The 16,298-nt window shown below is 64.7% G+C and carries 11 protein-coding genes; 4 read left to right on the top strand and 7 right to left on the bottom strand.

The features are described 5' to 3' along the window. Window positions 1-116: 116 nt before the first annotated feature. Window positions 117-2,012, bottom strand: coding sequence for a hypothetical protein (locus AWC08_RS06790; RefSeq protein WP_051493668.1), 1,896 nt, complete (start codon window positions 2,010-2,012; stop codon window positions 117-119). After that, window positions 2,012-2,722 (bottom strand): WhiB family transcriptional regulator, encoded by a 711-nt coding sequence (locus AWC08_RS06785; protein WP_159459965.1) that lies wholly within the window; start codon window positions 2,720-2,722, stop codon window positions 2,012-2,014. Before AWC08_RS06785 ends, AWC08_RS06790 begins: the two co-directional genes overlap by 1 nt. A 656-nt stretch (window positions 2,723-3,378) precedes the next feature. Here AWC08_RS06785 and AWC08_RS06780 point away from each other — a divergent pair. Next, the gene (locus AWC08_RS06780) at window positions 3,379-3,678 is read left to right on the top strand and encodes a DUF1942 domain-containing protein (RefSeq protein WP_308207301.1); all 300 of its coding nucleotides are present in this window, start codon (window positions 3,379-3,381) and stop codon (window positions 3,676-3,678) included. 374 nt (window positions 3,679-4,052) lie between these two features. On the opposite strand, the gene AWC08_RS06775 is transcribed toward AWC08_RS06780, so the two are convergent. Then, entirely contained in the window at window positions 4,053-5,183 is a 1,131-nt protein-coding gene (locus tag AWC08_RS06775) for a uroporphyrinogen-III synthase (protein ID WP_085087543.1), read from the bottom strand. A gap of 241 nt (window positions 5,184-5,424) precedes the next feature. Between AWC08_RS06775 and AWC08_RS06770 the strand changes: the two genes are divergently transcribed. Further along, window positions 5,425-6,813 carry a NarK family nitrate/nitrite MFS transporter gene (locus AWC08_RS06770; protein WP_085087540.1) on the top strand — a complete coding sequence of 463 codons (1,389 nt, stop codon included), beginning with the start codon at window positions 5,425-5,427 and terminating at the stop codon, window positions 6,811-6,813. A gap of 15 nt (window positions 6,814-6,828) precedes the next feature. Here AWC08_RS06770 and AWC08_RS06765 read toward each other — a convergent pair whose 3' ends face one another. The 4 genes from AWC08_RS06765 to AWC08_RS06755 form a co-directional block, all read right to left on the bottom strand. After that, window positions 6,829-7,164, bottom strand: coding sequence for a Rieske (2Fe-2S) protein (locus AWC08_RS06765; RefSeq protein WP_085087537.1), 336 nt, complete (start codon window positions 7,162-7,164; stop codon window positions 6,829-6,831). Continuing rightward, the gene (gene nirB / locus AWC08_RS06760; RefSeq protein ID WP_244906480.1) at window positions 7,161-9,596 is read right to left on the bottom strand and encodes a nitrite reductase large subunit NirB; all 2,436 of its coding nucleotides are present in this window, start codon (window positions 9,594-9,596) and stop codon (window positions 7,161-7,163) included. Before nirB ends, AWC08_RS06765 begins: the two co-directional genes overlap by 4 nt. Window positions 9,597-9,714: 118 nt before the next feature. Next, window positions 9,715-10,068: a molybdopterin oxidoreductase gene (locus AWC08_RS37010; protein WP_167544944.1), complete on the bottom strand. Its 354-nt coding sequence runs from the start codon at window positions 10,066-10,068 to the stop codon at window positions 9,715-9,717. Then, entirely contained in the window at window positions 10,065-12,182 is a 2,118-nt protein-coding gene (locus AWC08_RS06755; protein WP_218621739.1) for a molybdopterin oxidoreductase family protein, read from the bottom strand. The genes AWC08_RS37010 and AWC08_RS06755 overlap by 4 nt, the downstream gene beginning before the upstream one ends. A 709-nt stretch (window positions 12,183-12,891) precedes the next feature. Between AWC08_RS06755 and AWC08_RS06750 the strand changes: the two genes are divergently transcribed. Both AWC08_RS06750 and AWC08_RS06745 read left to right on the top strand, forming a co-directional pair. Continuing rightward, window positions 12,892-14,070: a tyrosine-type recombinase/integrase gene (locus tag AWC08_RS06750; RefSeq protein ID WP_244906479.1), complete on the top strand. Its 1,179-nt coding sequence runs from the start codon at window positions 12,892-12,894 to the stop codon at window positions 14,068-14,070. A gap of 653 nt (window positions 14,071-14,723) precedes the next feature. Next, window positions 14,724-16,229: a tyrosine-type recombinase/integrase gene (locus AWC08_RS06745; RefSeq protein WP_159459964.1), complete on the top strand. Its 1,506-nt coding sequence runs from the start codon at window positions 14,724-14,726 to the stop codon at window positions 16,227-16,229. Window positions 16,230-16,298: the final 69 nt, after the last annotated feature.

Here is a 16,298-nt window from a genome sequence, read left to right as displayed (position 1 = left end):
CGCCAGATTCATGTCTCTGTTCCTACAGCACGCCACCGACAACTACCGACCACTCAGACCGCAACAGCTGGCAGCCCCCAACTGAAGTCGAGGGCTTGTGCCGAAGAAAGTTTCGGTCAGCGCATTCCGCTGCCCGCCAGGGGGACGGGAGTGGCGCCGAGGATCTGCGCGAGCAAGCCTAAGGCCCGTTCCTCCTCGGTTTGAGGCGGCCCCGTTGCCAGGACTGCGCTCAGGTACTCGTCGCGGTGCGGGTCACAGGGTTCTGCGGTCACGATGTCGACCGCCACCAGATGATCCGGTGGCGGTCGGTTGCGCGCGTTCTCCCGCAAGGTCAACCAGGTGTTCCATACTGCTCGTTCGCGCTGGTGTCGCTCGATACGCTCAGCGCGGTACTGCGCCAAGTGATGGGCCGAAGCAATGTCGTCCAGACTGGTAGTGCCCGGTCCCACGCGGCCACGGCTGCGCACGATGAGGCCGGCTGTAGCCAGTGCGGCCAGACTCGCATAGCCGGTGGTGGCGGAGATGTGGCCGGCGGCGAAAACGTCTTTGACCCGCGTCAGTCCGCGGTGTACGACGAGGTCATAGACGCGGCGGTGGCGGTGCCCTACGACGCGCCATGCGCTGTGTACGTCTTCTACGCGGGTCGAGTCGATGACGCATTGCCGGGTTTCAACGGGGTTCTGCGTGGTCAGCGCGTAGTAGTCAGGTTGGCGTCCTTGAGCTACCCGCGTTCGCACCAGGGGTGAGCCAGGTCGATCGCGGGTGTCTCGCAGGAACTGCCAGACGGTGGTTTCGCTGAGCAGCCCTGTGGCGATCGACAGGGAGCGTCCGCCTACTCCGACGACGGGCACTCCGTTGACGACCGCCCCGGATCGCTGGGCGTGGACTGCTAGGGCTTGGTAGACGGCGGGTCCTATCCATCGGTAGCGGTGCTGGGGGAATTCCTGTTCGATCCAGGCTGTCGCGTTCGCCAGCCAGCGGCGGTGGAGCTCGGGTCCGTGCCTGCCCCCCCGTGTGTGCTTTTGATCTTGTGCGTGGCATGGTCGGAAAAAGTGACTGTTGGCGGCGGCCCATCTGAGGGCTTTATCTACGTCGCGCGCCAAGGCGGCCTGGGCGTTGTGGTGATAGCGGGCGTAGGCACGTGCCAGGCCGTCGTGCCATGGGCGGCCCGGGGTCATCAGGGCTGTGATGGTGGCCAGGGAATGGCCGTTGAGCACGGCATGCGCCAGAACTGATTGGCGGGCTTCTGAGTGGCTGGACCAGCTGTTGTCGCTGGGGAGCTTTCCGGTGGTGGCGTATAGCGTGATGCGGGCGGGCATGTCGTCGGTGCGGACATATCGGGGATCTAGCCGGACGTGTGCTCCGGTTCCGATGAGGGTGGTCGGCGATGGGTCGGGTGGGTTGTTGGCATGTTTGGGGCGGTTGAGTGCGCCGAGCAGGACGTGGAGCCGGGGGAGTAGGGCGGGATCTGAGCGGCGGGTGAGGGCGTCCTGGGCGGCGGTGAGGGATCCGTCGAGTTGGCGGTGTCCGCCTTGTCGGCATGGGGATCCGGGCACCGTGATGCAGCCTGTCTTGGGATTGGTCATCGGGGTCTTGTCCAGGGTGGGTAACCGGGATTCCAGGAGCCGCATCAGTGGGGCGAGTTCCTCGGCGCTGGCGCTGGTACCGATTGCCAGCGGGACCAGGATGTGGCGGCCGCCGCTGCGGGAGCGGTCGGTGACAGTTACTCCTCCGCATTCGGTGATCCACGTCAGGGCGCGAGCGAAATCTGTGTCAACGGCGCGCTGACCGTGGCGCTTGGTGTCGAAGTCCAGGGCCAGGATTTGGGTGCGCCCGCGCAAGTAGAGGTATGCGGCGGCGGGCACGCGGGGCAGCCGGCTGCTGAGATTGGTGGTTCGGTCGAACTTGTCGGTGTCGGGGTTCCATGTGCGCAGCAGGGGGCGGGCCGCGATGAGGTGGGCCAGCCCTTTCCAGGTGGTGGTGGGGTCGGTACTGGCTGTCGCGGCGGACACTAGGCGATACCGCTGCTGTGCGGGTTCGGGCAGGGGTATAGGTGGCCGCGGGTGTCGAGGTAGACCCAGTGATGCTGGCGCCAGAGCATCGGGGCACCGCTTGCGGGGCTGCGAGGGTCGACAAGGTATCCGAGGTCTAAAGCGGTTGGAACCTCGGTGTGTTCGATCTGCTCGATGCAGTTCCTGCAGGCGGCAATCGCTTCTGCGGGGCTACCGAGCGTGGTGGTGGCAGGGCGGCGGCGGCGCAGGACGATCGCGGATTGTTGGTAGGTGCAGCCGGCGGCGAATATCTCGCAGTGGCCGCTGGCGCGGGCGGTGATGACCGCCGTGATCTGCGGGTCGGGGAGCTGGGTGTGGAGTCGGCCGACCAGTTGCCGTCGTGATCGTGGGCGGGTCGATGGCGGTGCCATGGGCGAGGCGGCTGAACAGTGGGCCTCGGGGGCTGGGTGTGCTGCGGTGGTGGCGCAGCTCAGGGCGGGGCTGGCGCGGCCGAGGAGATGTTGTTTGGTCTCGAGATCGCCTTCGATCCAGACGCCGGCCCACATCCCGTAGTTGGGTCGGTTGCGCAGCGCGGTGGCCGCGCAGTCGCTGAGCTGGGGGCAGCGCAGGCATTGTCGGCGGGTTCGGATCTGCTGGTGGGGGTCAAACCAGTCGCTGGGGCGTTTCGCGCAGGGTGGGGAAAGCGAGGGAGTGTCAGTCTTGAGGTTCACGAAGGCGTCCTCTATCGTGAAACCGGCCTGGCTAGGCATGGTTTCTGTTGTCAGAGGCCATATCCGGAGTCGGTATCTCCGGTGGCAGGTATCCCCGTTTCGGCGGGGATACCTGCGTTGTGGGCCGCGGTGTGGAGTTGTGGTGGTCGGCTCGCCGCCGTCGAAGCGTGTCTGGGGAGGTTCCGGGCTCCTCGTGGCTGGTGGTTTCTGTGTCCTTGGTGGGACCAGAGTGACATAAGTGCGCGGTTGAACCGCGCAGACACGCCGCGCGGTTCAACCGCGCGGCGTTGAGCCCGGGATGCAGGCCGAGATCGGCGACGGCTACTGGGCCTGCTTCGACACCGCTGAGCTTCACTCCCGAGCCCGGCCCCAAGCTCGTCGAACTCATCGACGCCCGACTGACCGCGTTCGCGGGGTACGCCAGCTCCAAGACCTACGCCGCCTGCTGCACCCACCCCGACAACTACGGCCCCAGCACAGCCCGGACTCCGCGACAGCACCGAAACCATCAGCGCAACGGCGTAACATCACCCACCGAAGCCGGACCCTCCGCCGGCCCATTTACACCGAATTCCGGACGCCACCGGTGTGTAGGTTCCTTCAAGAGCTAGCTTTTGGTGCTAACTGAATCGTTGTGCGCGCAAGGAGATGAACCGTTGAGTGCCGCTTTAAGAGCTGTGATTGCCATCGCCGTGCCGCTATGCGTGGGTGCGGTATCGATGCCCGTAGCATCTGCGGACGAATCGGTGATTCACCAATTGGGTAGCCCCGCCCAATTGGTGAACGGTGATGTGGTGCAGGCCTGGACGGTCACGGATCTCAAGCCAAGCACGGATTCCATCCCCTATCCGGTAGCTGGAACGCTCTGGGAGGCAGCGGCGACCGATGTTGCGGTGAATGGCACGGTGCAGCCTGTGGTGTCCAATCTTAGATCCCTGGGCGATTTGCGTTCGTGACGTTCTCGGCGGACCGCGTCGCCAACGTGACGAACACACGAAATCAGTGCGTTCGTGAAGTTGCTCAGCAATGCTCTTGAGGGCTCACGTACCGCCGAAATCAGCAATCGTCAAAGCCGATTACGCTCGCTCTGAATGGTGGAGGCCACTGCGACGACAACCTGACTCGGCACCGCGGTCACCCCCCAGGACCTTGCCGCCGAAAACTCTCACCTGCGAAGCAGGTTGAGTTCTCCGCGTTGTCACCGAACTCGCGGCGATTCTTCGAGACGAAGTGCTGGCTGCACCGCGTCGAGATCGCACGAAATCTCCCGAACCAACGTCGTTGTTCCGATGTGACGCAAGCATCCGGGGCAGGCCTGACGACGAAATATTCACGCTTTGGGGAGATCGAGATTGAGCCGGTATCCGCGGCCCGAAATCGTTTGGATACATTCGGGTGACCCGAGCGCGGTGCGTAGCCTCGCGATGCCGGCGTGCACCGAACGAGTATGTTCCTGGTGTAGTGCGCGGGAGATGTCGACGGTAGATACCGCCCGTCCGTCGGCACCGATGAGCTGGTGCAGGATAGTCATGCTCGACGGTGGAATGGGCCGCCACTGACCATCGACGACGACACCATTACTGCGCAGAGCCAATTCGTGCCCACCGGCGATCAGGCGCGGCGTCCTCCGTGGTAATTGCTCGATGAGTATCCGCGCGAGCGCGCCGAGGCGGTAGCGGTTTGGCGCGATGGTGGGCACGCCCAGTCTGTGGAGCGGAGTGGCGGTGACCGGTCCGACGCAGGCGGCAATAGTTGGGCCGTTGAGTGCAGCGATCAGTAGCGGCAGCGCATCGAGGGTGTCGGCGCGTTGGACGAGCGATGCTACTGCTGGTGCGCTAGTGAACGCGACGGCATCGACCCTGCTATCGGTGATGGCGGCGATGAGGCGGTCAAGGGGATCCAGATCATCGGGTTGTTGCCAGCGGTAGACCGGTATCGCGATGACCTGGGCGCCGGCCGCCACAAGCGGTTGGCACACGTCGGCGTTTGGTTCCAGTTCGCTGCCTGCTCCGTGTAGTTGGACGGCAACGCGGCGGCCGGTGACGCCCTGCGCGAGGAGCCGGGTGACGACTTCGTTCGAGGATTCCGACTGGGCCGACCATTCTTCGTGCAGACCCGCTTGCCGGACGGCGCCGAGCGCTTTGGGTCCGCGCGCCACAATTCGAAGGCGGCGCAGTACCGCGACGAGGGTATCGGCAAGCTGCCAGGCGTGAGCTGCGTCGATCCAGCTGCGAAAACCGAAGCCTGTCGTGACGACGAGAACGTCGGGCGGGGAATCGATGACTTGTTGGGTTGCATCCCGTAGCTGATCGTCCTCGACGAGGTGGACGATGTGGATGGCTGGAGCATGAATGGTGTGGGCGCCGTGGCGCTCGAGGAGAGTGATGAATTCGTCTGCGCGGCGTTGTGCGGTGACAGCGATGCTGAAACCTGTGAGGTCGTGCCATGGTCGGGTGCCCACAGCCACCACTATTGCAGCGTCGGTGGGGGACCGTTCAGAGAACACGGGCAACGCGCAGGTACCCGTCGCGGCGTGTGGTCGGGAGGCGCTACAGCGATTACGCCGTTTCCGCGGCGTAACAGTAGCCCAGCAGATCGGTAACACGGCGTCCCTAGCTTTGAGCGTTACACGTCATCCCGTGACCCGAGCGCGGCGGCCCAACGTCGTCATCTGTCGCTGCTGGGAGCTAGGAGTATCCGATATGGCGCCTACCGAACCTGCGGTGCTCACCCACCCTCCGCATCGGCATCACGCGGGTAAGCATTGGATTGATGACTGGCGCCCCGAAGACCCAGAGTTCTGGGGCAGTGTGGGTCGGCCGATCGCGCGGCGCAACCTGATCTTCTCGATCTTCGCTGAGCACATCGGCTTTTCGGTGTGGCTGTTGTGGAGCATCGTGGTGGTGCAGATGACTGCGGCCGCCGACGGCAGCGCCGCGGCGTCGGGCTGGGCGCTGACCACCACTCAGGCGCTGTGGTTGGTGGCGGTTCCCAGCGGGGTCGGGGCGTTCCTGCGCATCCCCTACACGTTCGCGGTGCCGGTGTTCGGCGGCCGCAACTGGACCGTCGTCTCGGCGATCCTGTTGCTGGTGCCGTGCCTGTTAATGGCGTGGGCGGTCAGCAATCCTGGGTTTCCCTTCGTCGCGCTGTGTCTGATCGCGGCGACCGCGGGTTTTGGTGGCGGCAACTTCGCGTCGTCGATGGCGAACATCTCGTTCTTCTACCCCGAGCGGGAGAAGGGCTGGGCGTTGGGCCTCAACGCCGCCGGCGGCAACATCGGGGTCGCGTTGGCGCAGAAGATCATTCCGCTGGTCGTGGTGGCCGGCGGTGGGGTCGCACTGTCGAGGGCCGGGCTGTTCTACGTGCCCTTCGCAGTCGCGGCCGCGGTCTGCGCGTTTCTATTCATGAACAACTTGACTGAGGCCAAGGCCGACGTGAAGCCAGTGTTCCAGTCTTTGCGCCATGCCGACACCTGGATCATGTCGCTGCTCTACATCGGTACCTTCGGCTCGTTCATCGGCTACTCCGCGGCCTTTCCCACCTTGCTCAAGGCGGTGTTCGACCGTGGCGACATCGCCTTGACGTGGGCATTTCTCGGTGCGGGCATCGGCTCGGTGGCCCGACCGCTGGGCGGTAAGTTGTCGGATCGCATCGGCGGGGCCCGCATCACCGCGGTCAGTTTCGTCATGCTCGCGGTCGGTGCCGCAGCGGCGTTGTGGTCGGTCCGCGCGGTGAACCTTCCCCTGTTCTTCGCGGCCTTCATGTTCCTCTTCGTCGCCACCGGCATCGGCAACGGTTCGACCTACCGGATGATCTCGAAGATCTTCCGGGTCAAAGGTGAGGATGCCGGCGGAGACCCGGACACGATGGTCTTCATGCGCCGCCAGGCCGCCGGCGCGCTGGGCATCGTCTCCTCGGTCGGCGCGTTCGGGGGATTCATCGTGCCGCTGGCCTACGCGTGGTCGAAGGCAACTTTCGGCAACATCGAACCCGCACTGCAGTTCTACGTCGTGTTCTTCATCGTGCTGCTGGCGGTGACGTGGTACTGCTACCTGCGTAAGAGCACCCGGATGGCGCAGGCCGGAGTCTGATCGACCATCCGATCTTTACCCGGCGGCGGGACCGGTGCGGCTAGCGACGCTGACCCGTAGTGTCCCGTCGGGGTCTGCGGTGGCGTGGTAGACGGAAACGGACATGTCGGTGCCGGTGGTTTCGGCGCCCGTGCACAGATCGTAGGTGTAGCCGTGCAGCGGACAGACGACGACACCGTCGTCGGCGAGTCCGTCGGCCAGCGGCCCTCCTTTGTGCGGGCACACCGCGCCGAGGGCACGCAGCGTTCCGTCGCGCAGCCGGAATACCGCGACCTGTTCGCCGTCGACGGCGAACGCGCGCCCTTCACCGACGGGAATGTCGTCGATGGTGCCAACGGTGACCTCGGTCATCGGATCGGCACCTGCGGCAGCACGGTCAGTGGCAACGATGTGCGGAACTGGCCTGCGGTGGCGGGGTTCTGGCCGTCTTTCCACGGATCTTGGTAGGCGTCGACGGATTTCTGCATGTTCGCGTCGAGTTGTTCGGCGATGCCTTCGGAGTCGTCGATGACGACGGCACGGATTTTGTCGATGCCGACGCGGGGCACCCAGGCGTAGGTGCGTTCGAGCCAGTTGGCGTTCTCCCGGTAGTACTGCAGGAAGCGTCCGGTCAGTGTCATGACCTCGTCGGGGGTGTCGACGGTGGCCAGCAGGTCGCCTTTGCGCACGTGCGAGCCGGCGGCGCCGCCGACATAGATTTCCCAGCGTCCCTCCCCGACAGCGACCACACCGAGGTCTTTGCACAGCGCCTCGGCGCAGTTGCGGGGACAGCCGGTGACGGCCAGTTTCATCTTGCCCGGGCTGGCCAGGCCTTGATAGCGCTCTTCGATGGCGATTCCGAGCGCGGTGGAGTCACCGAGGCCGTAGCGGCAAAAGTCGCTGCCGACACAGGTTTTCACGGTCCGGAAGCTCTTGCCGTAGGCGTAGCCCGACGGCATCTCCAGATCGCCCCACACCGCGGGCAGGTCTTCTTTGCGCACGCCGAGCAGATCGATGCGCTGCCCGCCGGTGAGTTTGATCATCGGGATCGCGTACTTGTCGGCGACGTCGGCGATGCGGCGCAGTTGCCAGGAATTCGTTACGCCGCCCTTCATCTGGGGCACGACGGAGAAGGTGCCGTCGCGTTGGATGTTGGCGTGTACCCGGTCGTTGATGAACCGGGAGTCGCGTTCGTCGACGAACTCGGAGCCCCACATCATGTTCAGCAGCGAGGCCAACGCCATCTTGGAGTTGGCGTCCTCCTTGCCGTCCGGAGCCAGCGCGGCGAACACCGAGGACACCGAATGAAGCTGCAGTTCCCGGATTTTCTGCATCAGGGTGGGTTTGTCGTAGGGCACACCGGGCACATACCAGGACGCCGCGGGGTCCTCTTCGACCGCGCCGGCGGCGGCCCATTCGACGATCTGGGTCACCAGCTGTTTGCAGGAACCGCAGCCCTTGCCCGCGCGGGTCGTGTTCATGACGCCGGCGACGGTGTTCTCTCCGCCTTTGACGCAGTCGACCAGGGTGGCCTTGCTGACGCCGTTGCAGTTGCAGACCTGCGCGTCGTCGGCGAGCTCAGCGGCGCCGACCTCCACATCCGGAGTACCGATGTCGAAGAGCAGCGAGACCCGCTCCTCGGGTAGCGGCAGGCCCCGATCGAAGGCCTGCATGAGGAACGATACTTTGCTGACATCTCCCAGCAGGGTCGCTCCTACCAGCTTGCCGTCGCGGACGATGACGGTTTTGTACACGCCGTGTTTGGGTTCGGAATACTGCACGAACTCGTCGTCGTCATGTTGCGGAGCCTTGATGCCCATCGCCGCGACGTCGACACCTGCCACCTTGAGCTTGGTCGCGATACGCGATCCGTGATAGGCCGCGGTCTTGTCGGTGCCGGTGATGTGTGCGGCCAGCACGCCGGCCTGCTCCCACAGCGGCGCGACGAGTCCGTAGACCTGGCCGCGGTGCTGGGCGCATTCGCCGACGACGTAGATGTCGTCATCATCAACGCTGCGCATGTGGTCATCGACCACGATCGCACGCTCGATAGTGAGCCCTGCGCGGCGGGCGATTCCGACGTTGGGGCGGATCCCTGCCGAGATCACGAGCATGTCGCAGTCCAGGGTGCCGCCGTCTTTGAACTCGATGCCGCTGAGGCGACCATGTTCGTCGGTGTGGATACCAGTGGTGATCTTCTCCACGTGCACACCGATGCCGATCCGATCCAGCGAGCGCCGCAGAATCCCCCCGGCGGTGCTGTCGAGTTGAGCCTCCATCAGCGTCGGCGCCGCGTGCACGACATCGACAGTCAGCCCGCGGCTCTGTAATCCGCGGGCGGCTTCCAGACCCAGGAGGCCACCCCCGATCACCACCGCTTTGGACCGCTGCCCGGCCGCGTCGACGATCGCCGAGCAGTCATCGATGGTGCGAAACCCGAACACCCCGTCGGTGAGCGTGGTGTCGTCGGCCCACAGGCCCTCCATAGGCGGGAAGAACGATCGGCTGCCGGTCGCCAGAATGAGCTTGTCGTAGCGCATCCGGGTGCCGTCGTCGGCCCAGACCAGGTGGGCGTAGGGATCGATGCGCACCACACGCACCCCGGCGCGCAGATCCAGGCCGTTGTCGGCATACCAGTCAAGCGGGTTGAGGTAGATCTCGTCGGCAGTGTCGCTGCCAGCCAACACATTCGACAACAGGATGCGGTTGTAGTTGCCGTAGGGCTCGGCGCCGAAGACCGTGATGTCAAACAGGTCGGCGCCGTCGCGGGCCAGGATCTCCTCGACGGCGCGGGCCCCGGCCATCCCGTTGCCCACCACGACCAGCCGCGCTTTGGTAGTCGAGCGCTGACCGTTGCCGGTGTGGATGGTGCTGTTCTCGGTGACAGTCATCGAATGCTCCCTCTTCGCTCGTGGCGGGTGGTCAGACTTCGACCAGGCCGAGGTCGACGATCACGGTCCCGGCGCAGCCCTCGGGGGCGGCGACGAGTAACTCCAGAACCGTGTCGCCCAGCAGGTCTTCCACCACCCGCAACGCCACATGGATGGCGTCCTTGGCGCCGATCGGGAAATACCGCATCGGTGCACCATCGCGCATGAGCACCACGGTGATCAGCTCGTCGCTGGCGTTGCCGCCACGGAAATAGACCGGCTGCGTGGTCACCCCGGGGGGCACCACATAGCGCAGCGAATCATCCAGCGGCACCGGCTTTTCCAGGCCATGCCCGGTGAACGTGAAGGCGCCTTGCAGGAACTGGGCGGTGCTGCCATCGGTCATGGGCTGTTCTCCTCATCGGGACAGGGTGATGTGGGCTGTTGTGCGCGCTCGACGGCGACCGCGCACACCTTGAATTCCGGCATCCGCGAATGCGGGTCCAGAACGGGATTGGTGAGCTGATTGGTGTTGGCTTGCCCGCCCCAGTGGAACGGGGTGAACACCGTATCGGGTCGAATACCCGAATCGATGCGCGCGGCCATCACCGCTTCGCCGCGGCGGGTCCGCAGCCGCACCAGATCTCCGTCGGTAACCCCGATCCGACGCGCCAAGGTGTCGTGCAACTCAACCCGGGCGGCCGGTTCGGCCTCGCGCAGCGCCGCGACGCGACGGGTCTGAGTGCCCGACTGGTACTGGCGCAGCAGCCGGCCCGTCGTCAAATAGTAGGGAAATTCGGCGTCGGGCACCTCGGCGGGACCGACCTGCTCGACAAGGTGAAATCGCGCCCGCCGATCCGCTGTGGGGAAGTCCACCGTGAACAGCCGGGGCGTACCCCCGTCCAGCGGCGACGTACACGGCCAGAACAATCCGTCCTGAGCACTGATGCGGGCATAGGTGATGCCCGAATAATCGGCCTTGCCGCCCTTGCTGGCCCGACCGAGCTCAGCGAACACCGTCTCCGAATCGGCGGAGAAGCCGCGATGACCCAACCGGTGCGCGACGTCACTGATCACCTCAAGATCGGTACGCACACCCTCGGGGGCAGGCACCGCGGCCTGACGCAGAATCACGCGGCCCTCCAAATTGGTCATCGTGCCCGTCTCCTCGGCCCACTGCGCAGTCGGCAACACCACATCAGCCAGCTCCGCGGTCTCCGACAGAAAAATGTCCGACACGACCAGGAAATCCAAGTGCCGCAGCTGGTCGGCCACGTGGCCAGCGTTAGGCGCCGACACCACAATGTTGGAGCCCATCACCCACAACGCCCGCACCCCACCAGGAGTGCCGATCCGGTCAAGCAGCTCGTAGGCCGACACACCCGGCTGCGGTAGATCCTCGGCAGCCACGTTCCACACCGCGGCAACATGTTCCCGCGCGGCTGGATCATCCAGGCGCCGATAGCCCGGAAGCTGGTCGGCTTTGAGACCATGCTCACGCCCGCCCTGACCATTGCCCTGCCCGGTGACCGTCGCGAACCCCGAGTACGGCCGACCCGGCAACCCCAGCGCCAGCGCCAGGTTGATAAACGCCAGCACAGTATCGGTACCCGAGTGATGCTGTTCTGCGCCCCGCGCTGTCAAGATCATCGCCCGCTCGGCGGCCCCGAGGATGCGCACCGCCTCCACCAGGGAGGCCTCCGGCACCCCCGTGATGCGCTCCACCCGGTCCGGCCAATACAGCCGGACCGCCCGTCGTACCGCGTCGAACCCTGTGGTGCGCTCGGCGATATAGGACTCATCGATCAAGCCCTGACGCACCGCCACGTGCAGCATCCCGTTAGCCAACGCCAAATCGGTGCCCGGCACCGGTTGCAGATGCAGATCCGCCCTCGCCGCCGTGGCGGTACGGCGCGGATCGATCACCACGCGCCGCGCACCACGCGCGCGGGCAGCGTCGAAGAACTGCATCGCCGGCGGCAACGTGTCCCCCGGGTTGCTGCCGACCAACAAGATCGCATCCGTCTCAGAGATATCGGCAAGCGGAAACGGCATTCCCCGGTCAATCCCGAAAGCACGTGTCCCAGCCACTGCGGCCGACGACATACAAAAGCGGCCGTTGTAGTCGATCGCCGAACTGCCCAACGCGACACGGGCGAATTTACCCAGCTGGTAAGCCTTCTCGTTGGTCAACCCACCGCCGCCGAAACACCCCACAGCATCGTTGCCGTGACTGTCCCGGCAATCGGCGAAGGCGGTGACGATGAGGCTCAGCGCCTCATCCCACGTCGCCGGCCGCAGCGGCAGATCGCGTCGGTCCCGCACCAGCGGAGTGGTCAACCGATCGGGATGAGCAAGCAAATCCGCCGACGTCCACCCCTTAGCGCACAACCCGCCCCGGTTAGAGGGAAAATCCTGCTGGGGCTCGACAGCAACGCCATTGTTGTCGGTTGGGCTCAACACGATGCCGCACTGCAACGAGCAATACGGGCAATGCGTGTTCGTCGACGCAACCGTCATGGCCATCGCGCCCCGCCACGCGCAGGCTCAGCGAATTCGGATAGCTGCCTAAGATGGCCTTGTAAGCCGTTCAGCAAACCAAACCCCTCACAGCCCGCGTCAACATGTAGCGAGCAGCTTGGCCTGTCAGATCACGAAAGAGTGCCGGTCGGGGCTGCCCGGTTTCCGTAAGCTAGCCGGGACGTGTTTCGGCGTTGTTGCTAACGCAATTCCTCCGCGCATCGCAAGGGTCACTCGCAGACCGCAGGGCTCGGTAGCTCGATGGCAGCTGGTTTGACGATCTCGGGCAAGTTCTGTACCAAGCAGGTTTTTCCGCGCGCAGATGCGGCCTCGCCGGTGACACGCCTCGTCGCCTCTCCACCGTTGCAGAAGTCCCTTGCCATGCCCGTTGATCAACGTCAGGCAGCGGCCGGACGCGACTGTCGGCGTCACCTGAAAACTAACCCCCGTGTCGAACTCACTCGACGAAAAGGGGTCAATTTTCGGCCGCCGTTGAAACGCGCCCTCGCCAATCCGCAATTGCAGGGCCAGGCTCGCCGAGAAAGCCCATCTATCCGACGAACAGCAGAAAGGCGCGCGCTCCCGAACCGAGCTTCGCGGTGTGCCTCCCGTCCGGGACGGCGATCGGGTGGTAAGCCTGGATCACGCGCTGACCCGTTGGATCGGATTGGGTGGGTTCTTGGAGGGTGATCGGTTTTCTGTTCGCAGGGTGCGTCATGGGGATGGGAAGCAGTCCTACTGGATTTTCACCCCGGATTTGGAGGTTCACCGTCCGTCGCTGAACGTGTTGTGCCGCTACAAAACTTCCACCCAGCAGACCTATGCCTACAGTCTGGTCGATCATTTGAACTGGTTGCTGGTCAACGGCAAGACACCCGATGCGGTCACGCTGGATGATTTGCGGCGCTACATGAACGGCGTTACGGGTCAACTCGACGGTGTCTACGGCGCGGCGTGGCGCAAGCCGACCCAGAAACAGCTGGGGGCGTCGGCGGCAGGCAATGTGGCCTCAGTCGTGAAGGCCTACTACCTGGCGTTGGCTGTGTCGGAGAACGTTGACCCGGCATTGGTGGAGGCGCTGCATTCCGGCCATGCTGTGTCGCGCGGGCGTTCTGGCCGGATGGGCGAGGCAAATCCGTTGGCGCCGAAGAAGGCTGCTCGGCGCCCGCGGTTCCTGCCGGATGAGGTGGTACAGGCGCTGTTCGCTCCAGGGGTGCTGACCTCGGCCCGTGACGTCATGATCGTCACCTGGCTGCATGACGCAGGTATCAGGGTGGGCGGTCTGTGCGGGCTGCGGTTTGCCGATCTGCACCTGATCCGCCACCACCCGTGCGGGCAGCGTGCGGATCCGCACATTCACGTTGTCGGACGTGATGACAATCCCAACGGTGCGCGCGCGAAGACACGCGTTCAGGTCAATGTCGCCGACGACGGGACCGTCTTGGACGGGGTCATTCGGGCGGTGAGCGCCGACATGATCAGCACATTTCACGCCTACCTGCTCGATGAAGTCCATCCAATCCAGCATTTGACAGACCACGACCAGGTTCTCGTGCACGTCCAGGGCGAGACTCCTGGGGCAGCGTTGACGACGGCCGGTGTCCGCAAGATGCTTGTCCGCGCATGCAAGCGGGCCGGGCTGCAGGTGCGGGTGACCCCGCACGGATTTCGGCACAAGGCTGCGGCGGCGTTCTACGCTGAGTCGGACTTCAACGCCGAGATGGTCGCTCAGGAATTCGGCTGGGCGAGCCCGCAGATGGTTACCGATCTGTACGGCAAGTCCGCGAACCGCCACGCGATGAAGTACCTGCAGCAGGCCTGGGATGCCACGGCGCGGCCGCCAGCCGAGCCCTACCTCGCGACGGCGTGGTCGGAGGATGTCCAATGAGCGTTGCAGCGACGACAGCGCAGGCTCTGGTCCTGCAGACCGCGAGCGATTATCTGGGCCTTTCCGTCGAGCAGCGTTACAGCGTTGTCAGTCAACACTTCCCGCCATGGCTACTGACCGAACCGATCGAGTTCCCTGCCCACCACCCTACCTACGGTTGGGCGTGCCTGGTCGACGAGTGTGTCGGCGCATTGAGTGCGACGTGTAAAGACCTGCTCTGTTCGGAGCATTTGAAGCAGTACCGCGCCGTGAAGGACTCGACCGACCTCGATCAGTTCGTCCGTGGCGCCACCGCCGGACAGTTTGCCCAGCTCGGGTGGGCGCTGTCACCCAAGCACGACTGCGCGATCTGCGGAGTCAATCGTCGAGCAGACCAACTGGGCTACTGCCAGCAGCACGCGAACTCGCTACGGCAGGCCCGCCGGAAGGGTATTAGCGAAGTCCAGTGGCGACAAAGCGCACAACCGCTGCCGGCGATTGACCGATGCACGGTTCCACAGTGTGCACACGACAGTGCAGCGTCGTGCTGTGGCGGCCATCGCGTATGCCGAGGGCACCACCGCCTGTGGCGGCGTTGGTCGAGTACCACTGGCGGACAGGAGGATTCACACGCATGGGACGGGTGGCTCACCTCAACACAAGTCCGAGATTCGGTGTCGCGACCCAACAGTCGGGGCCAACTGGCCCTGGCGGGGCTGCCGGTTGGCTTGCAGCGCGAGATTCGCTACGCCCTGCATCGGCATGCGAGTATTGCCCGACGCACCCAGTGGCGGCCCGCCTACCTGCAGAAGGTCGTGGCCGCCTTGAAGGCTAATGGTGTCGAGTCGCTCAGCGATCCCCAGGTCGCTGAGCTTGCTGAGAAGAGCGGTCGCAGCGAGGGTCGCCGCGTCTGGGTGGCCCTTCCGTTCGCGGCTCGCAGCCTCACGGTAACCGACGATGTGGCGAAGTCGGCGGGATGGTTCGACCCGGTTCTCGTCGGTAGTGCACCGTTTCCGGGATCGCAGGGCCAGTCGAATAGACGCAAGGTGTGGGATCTGACCGCAGTCTCGCAGCGCTGGCTGCGCGACTTGATCTGGGAGCACCTACGCGACGAGGCCCTCAGGCCTGTGGGCAAACGCCCCAGCACCGCGACACTGTACAACAAGATCGCCGGGATCGTACTGCTGTCGCAGATCCTGCGGCAGACCCGCGAAGACCACGGCAACGACTCAAACCGGCTAGGCAGAGCCGACGCCATGGCGGTCAAAGACACCTGGGACTTGTGGTTCCGCGAGCAGATTCCCCTTCCCTTTCAAAACGAGAACGCGAAACGAGCCAGCACCCTCAACGACCTCACGCGGCATCGCTACATGTCCGGAATCCGACTCGTCCTGCACCACAGTCGCAAACAGAATCGGACGCCGCCGGGGTTGGACTCCTTCATCTATGGCCTGCCCGACTACCCGATACCGACCAAGAATCCCCGGCCACGTCCGCTGAGCTACGGCGACTTTCAACTGCTCGTCAACAGCGAAAGCATCAAGGCCCTTGAAGCCCTCGACAGGCATGACATCGGCCTCGCCGACATCTGGCTCACCCAAGCATTTCAAGGCGGCAGGATCGGTGAGACACTCAAACTGCGGCTGGGCTGTGTAGGGCTCGTCGGCGCTGCTCAGCCCTATATCTGGCGCGACGTCAGCAAGGCCAACGTCGTCGACTACGGTATGCCGTGTTACCTGCCGGTCTACGAACGGCTGCTTCGTCGCCAACAGATCACACGCGCAAAACTCCATGCCCGCTACGCCCAGCAATCCGCCGCCCTCGACGAACGCGGACGAGCCACGCTGGAGGCAAAGTGGGACCGTGACATGCCGCTGTTCCCGAGCGCGGTCCGCAACCCCGACCTGGTCATCGAGGTAGGGCAGTCATGGTTCAACGAGCTATTCAGGCCTTGGTTCGAAGGCCTTGGCCTCAAAGGGATCACCACCCACCAGACCAGAGCAACGCTGGCCACCTCGCTGTTGAACAACGGCGCCCCCGCAGCCCTGGTGCGCCAACTCCTGGGACATTTCTCTGAGGAGGCATTGGCGCACTACGCCAACTACAACAACGAAAGCATGACCCGACACCTCAAGCAACTATGGGCGGCCGGGCCCGGCATGGACAAGCCCGCGGCTTGACTCACGAAAAGTGCCCGCGAAACGCCCTCGGTGCCTCACATAAGAATGCCCGCGAAACGGTGACCGTCG

The sequence above is a fragment of the Mycobacterium gordonae genome, assembly GCF_002101675.1.
Classification (GTDB): Bacteria; Actinomycetota; Actinomycetes; order Mycobacteriales; family Mycobacteriaceae; genus Mycobacterium; species Mycobacterium gordonae.
This window is presented reverse-complemented; position numbering and strand designations above follow the sequence as displayed.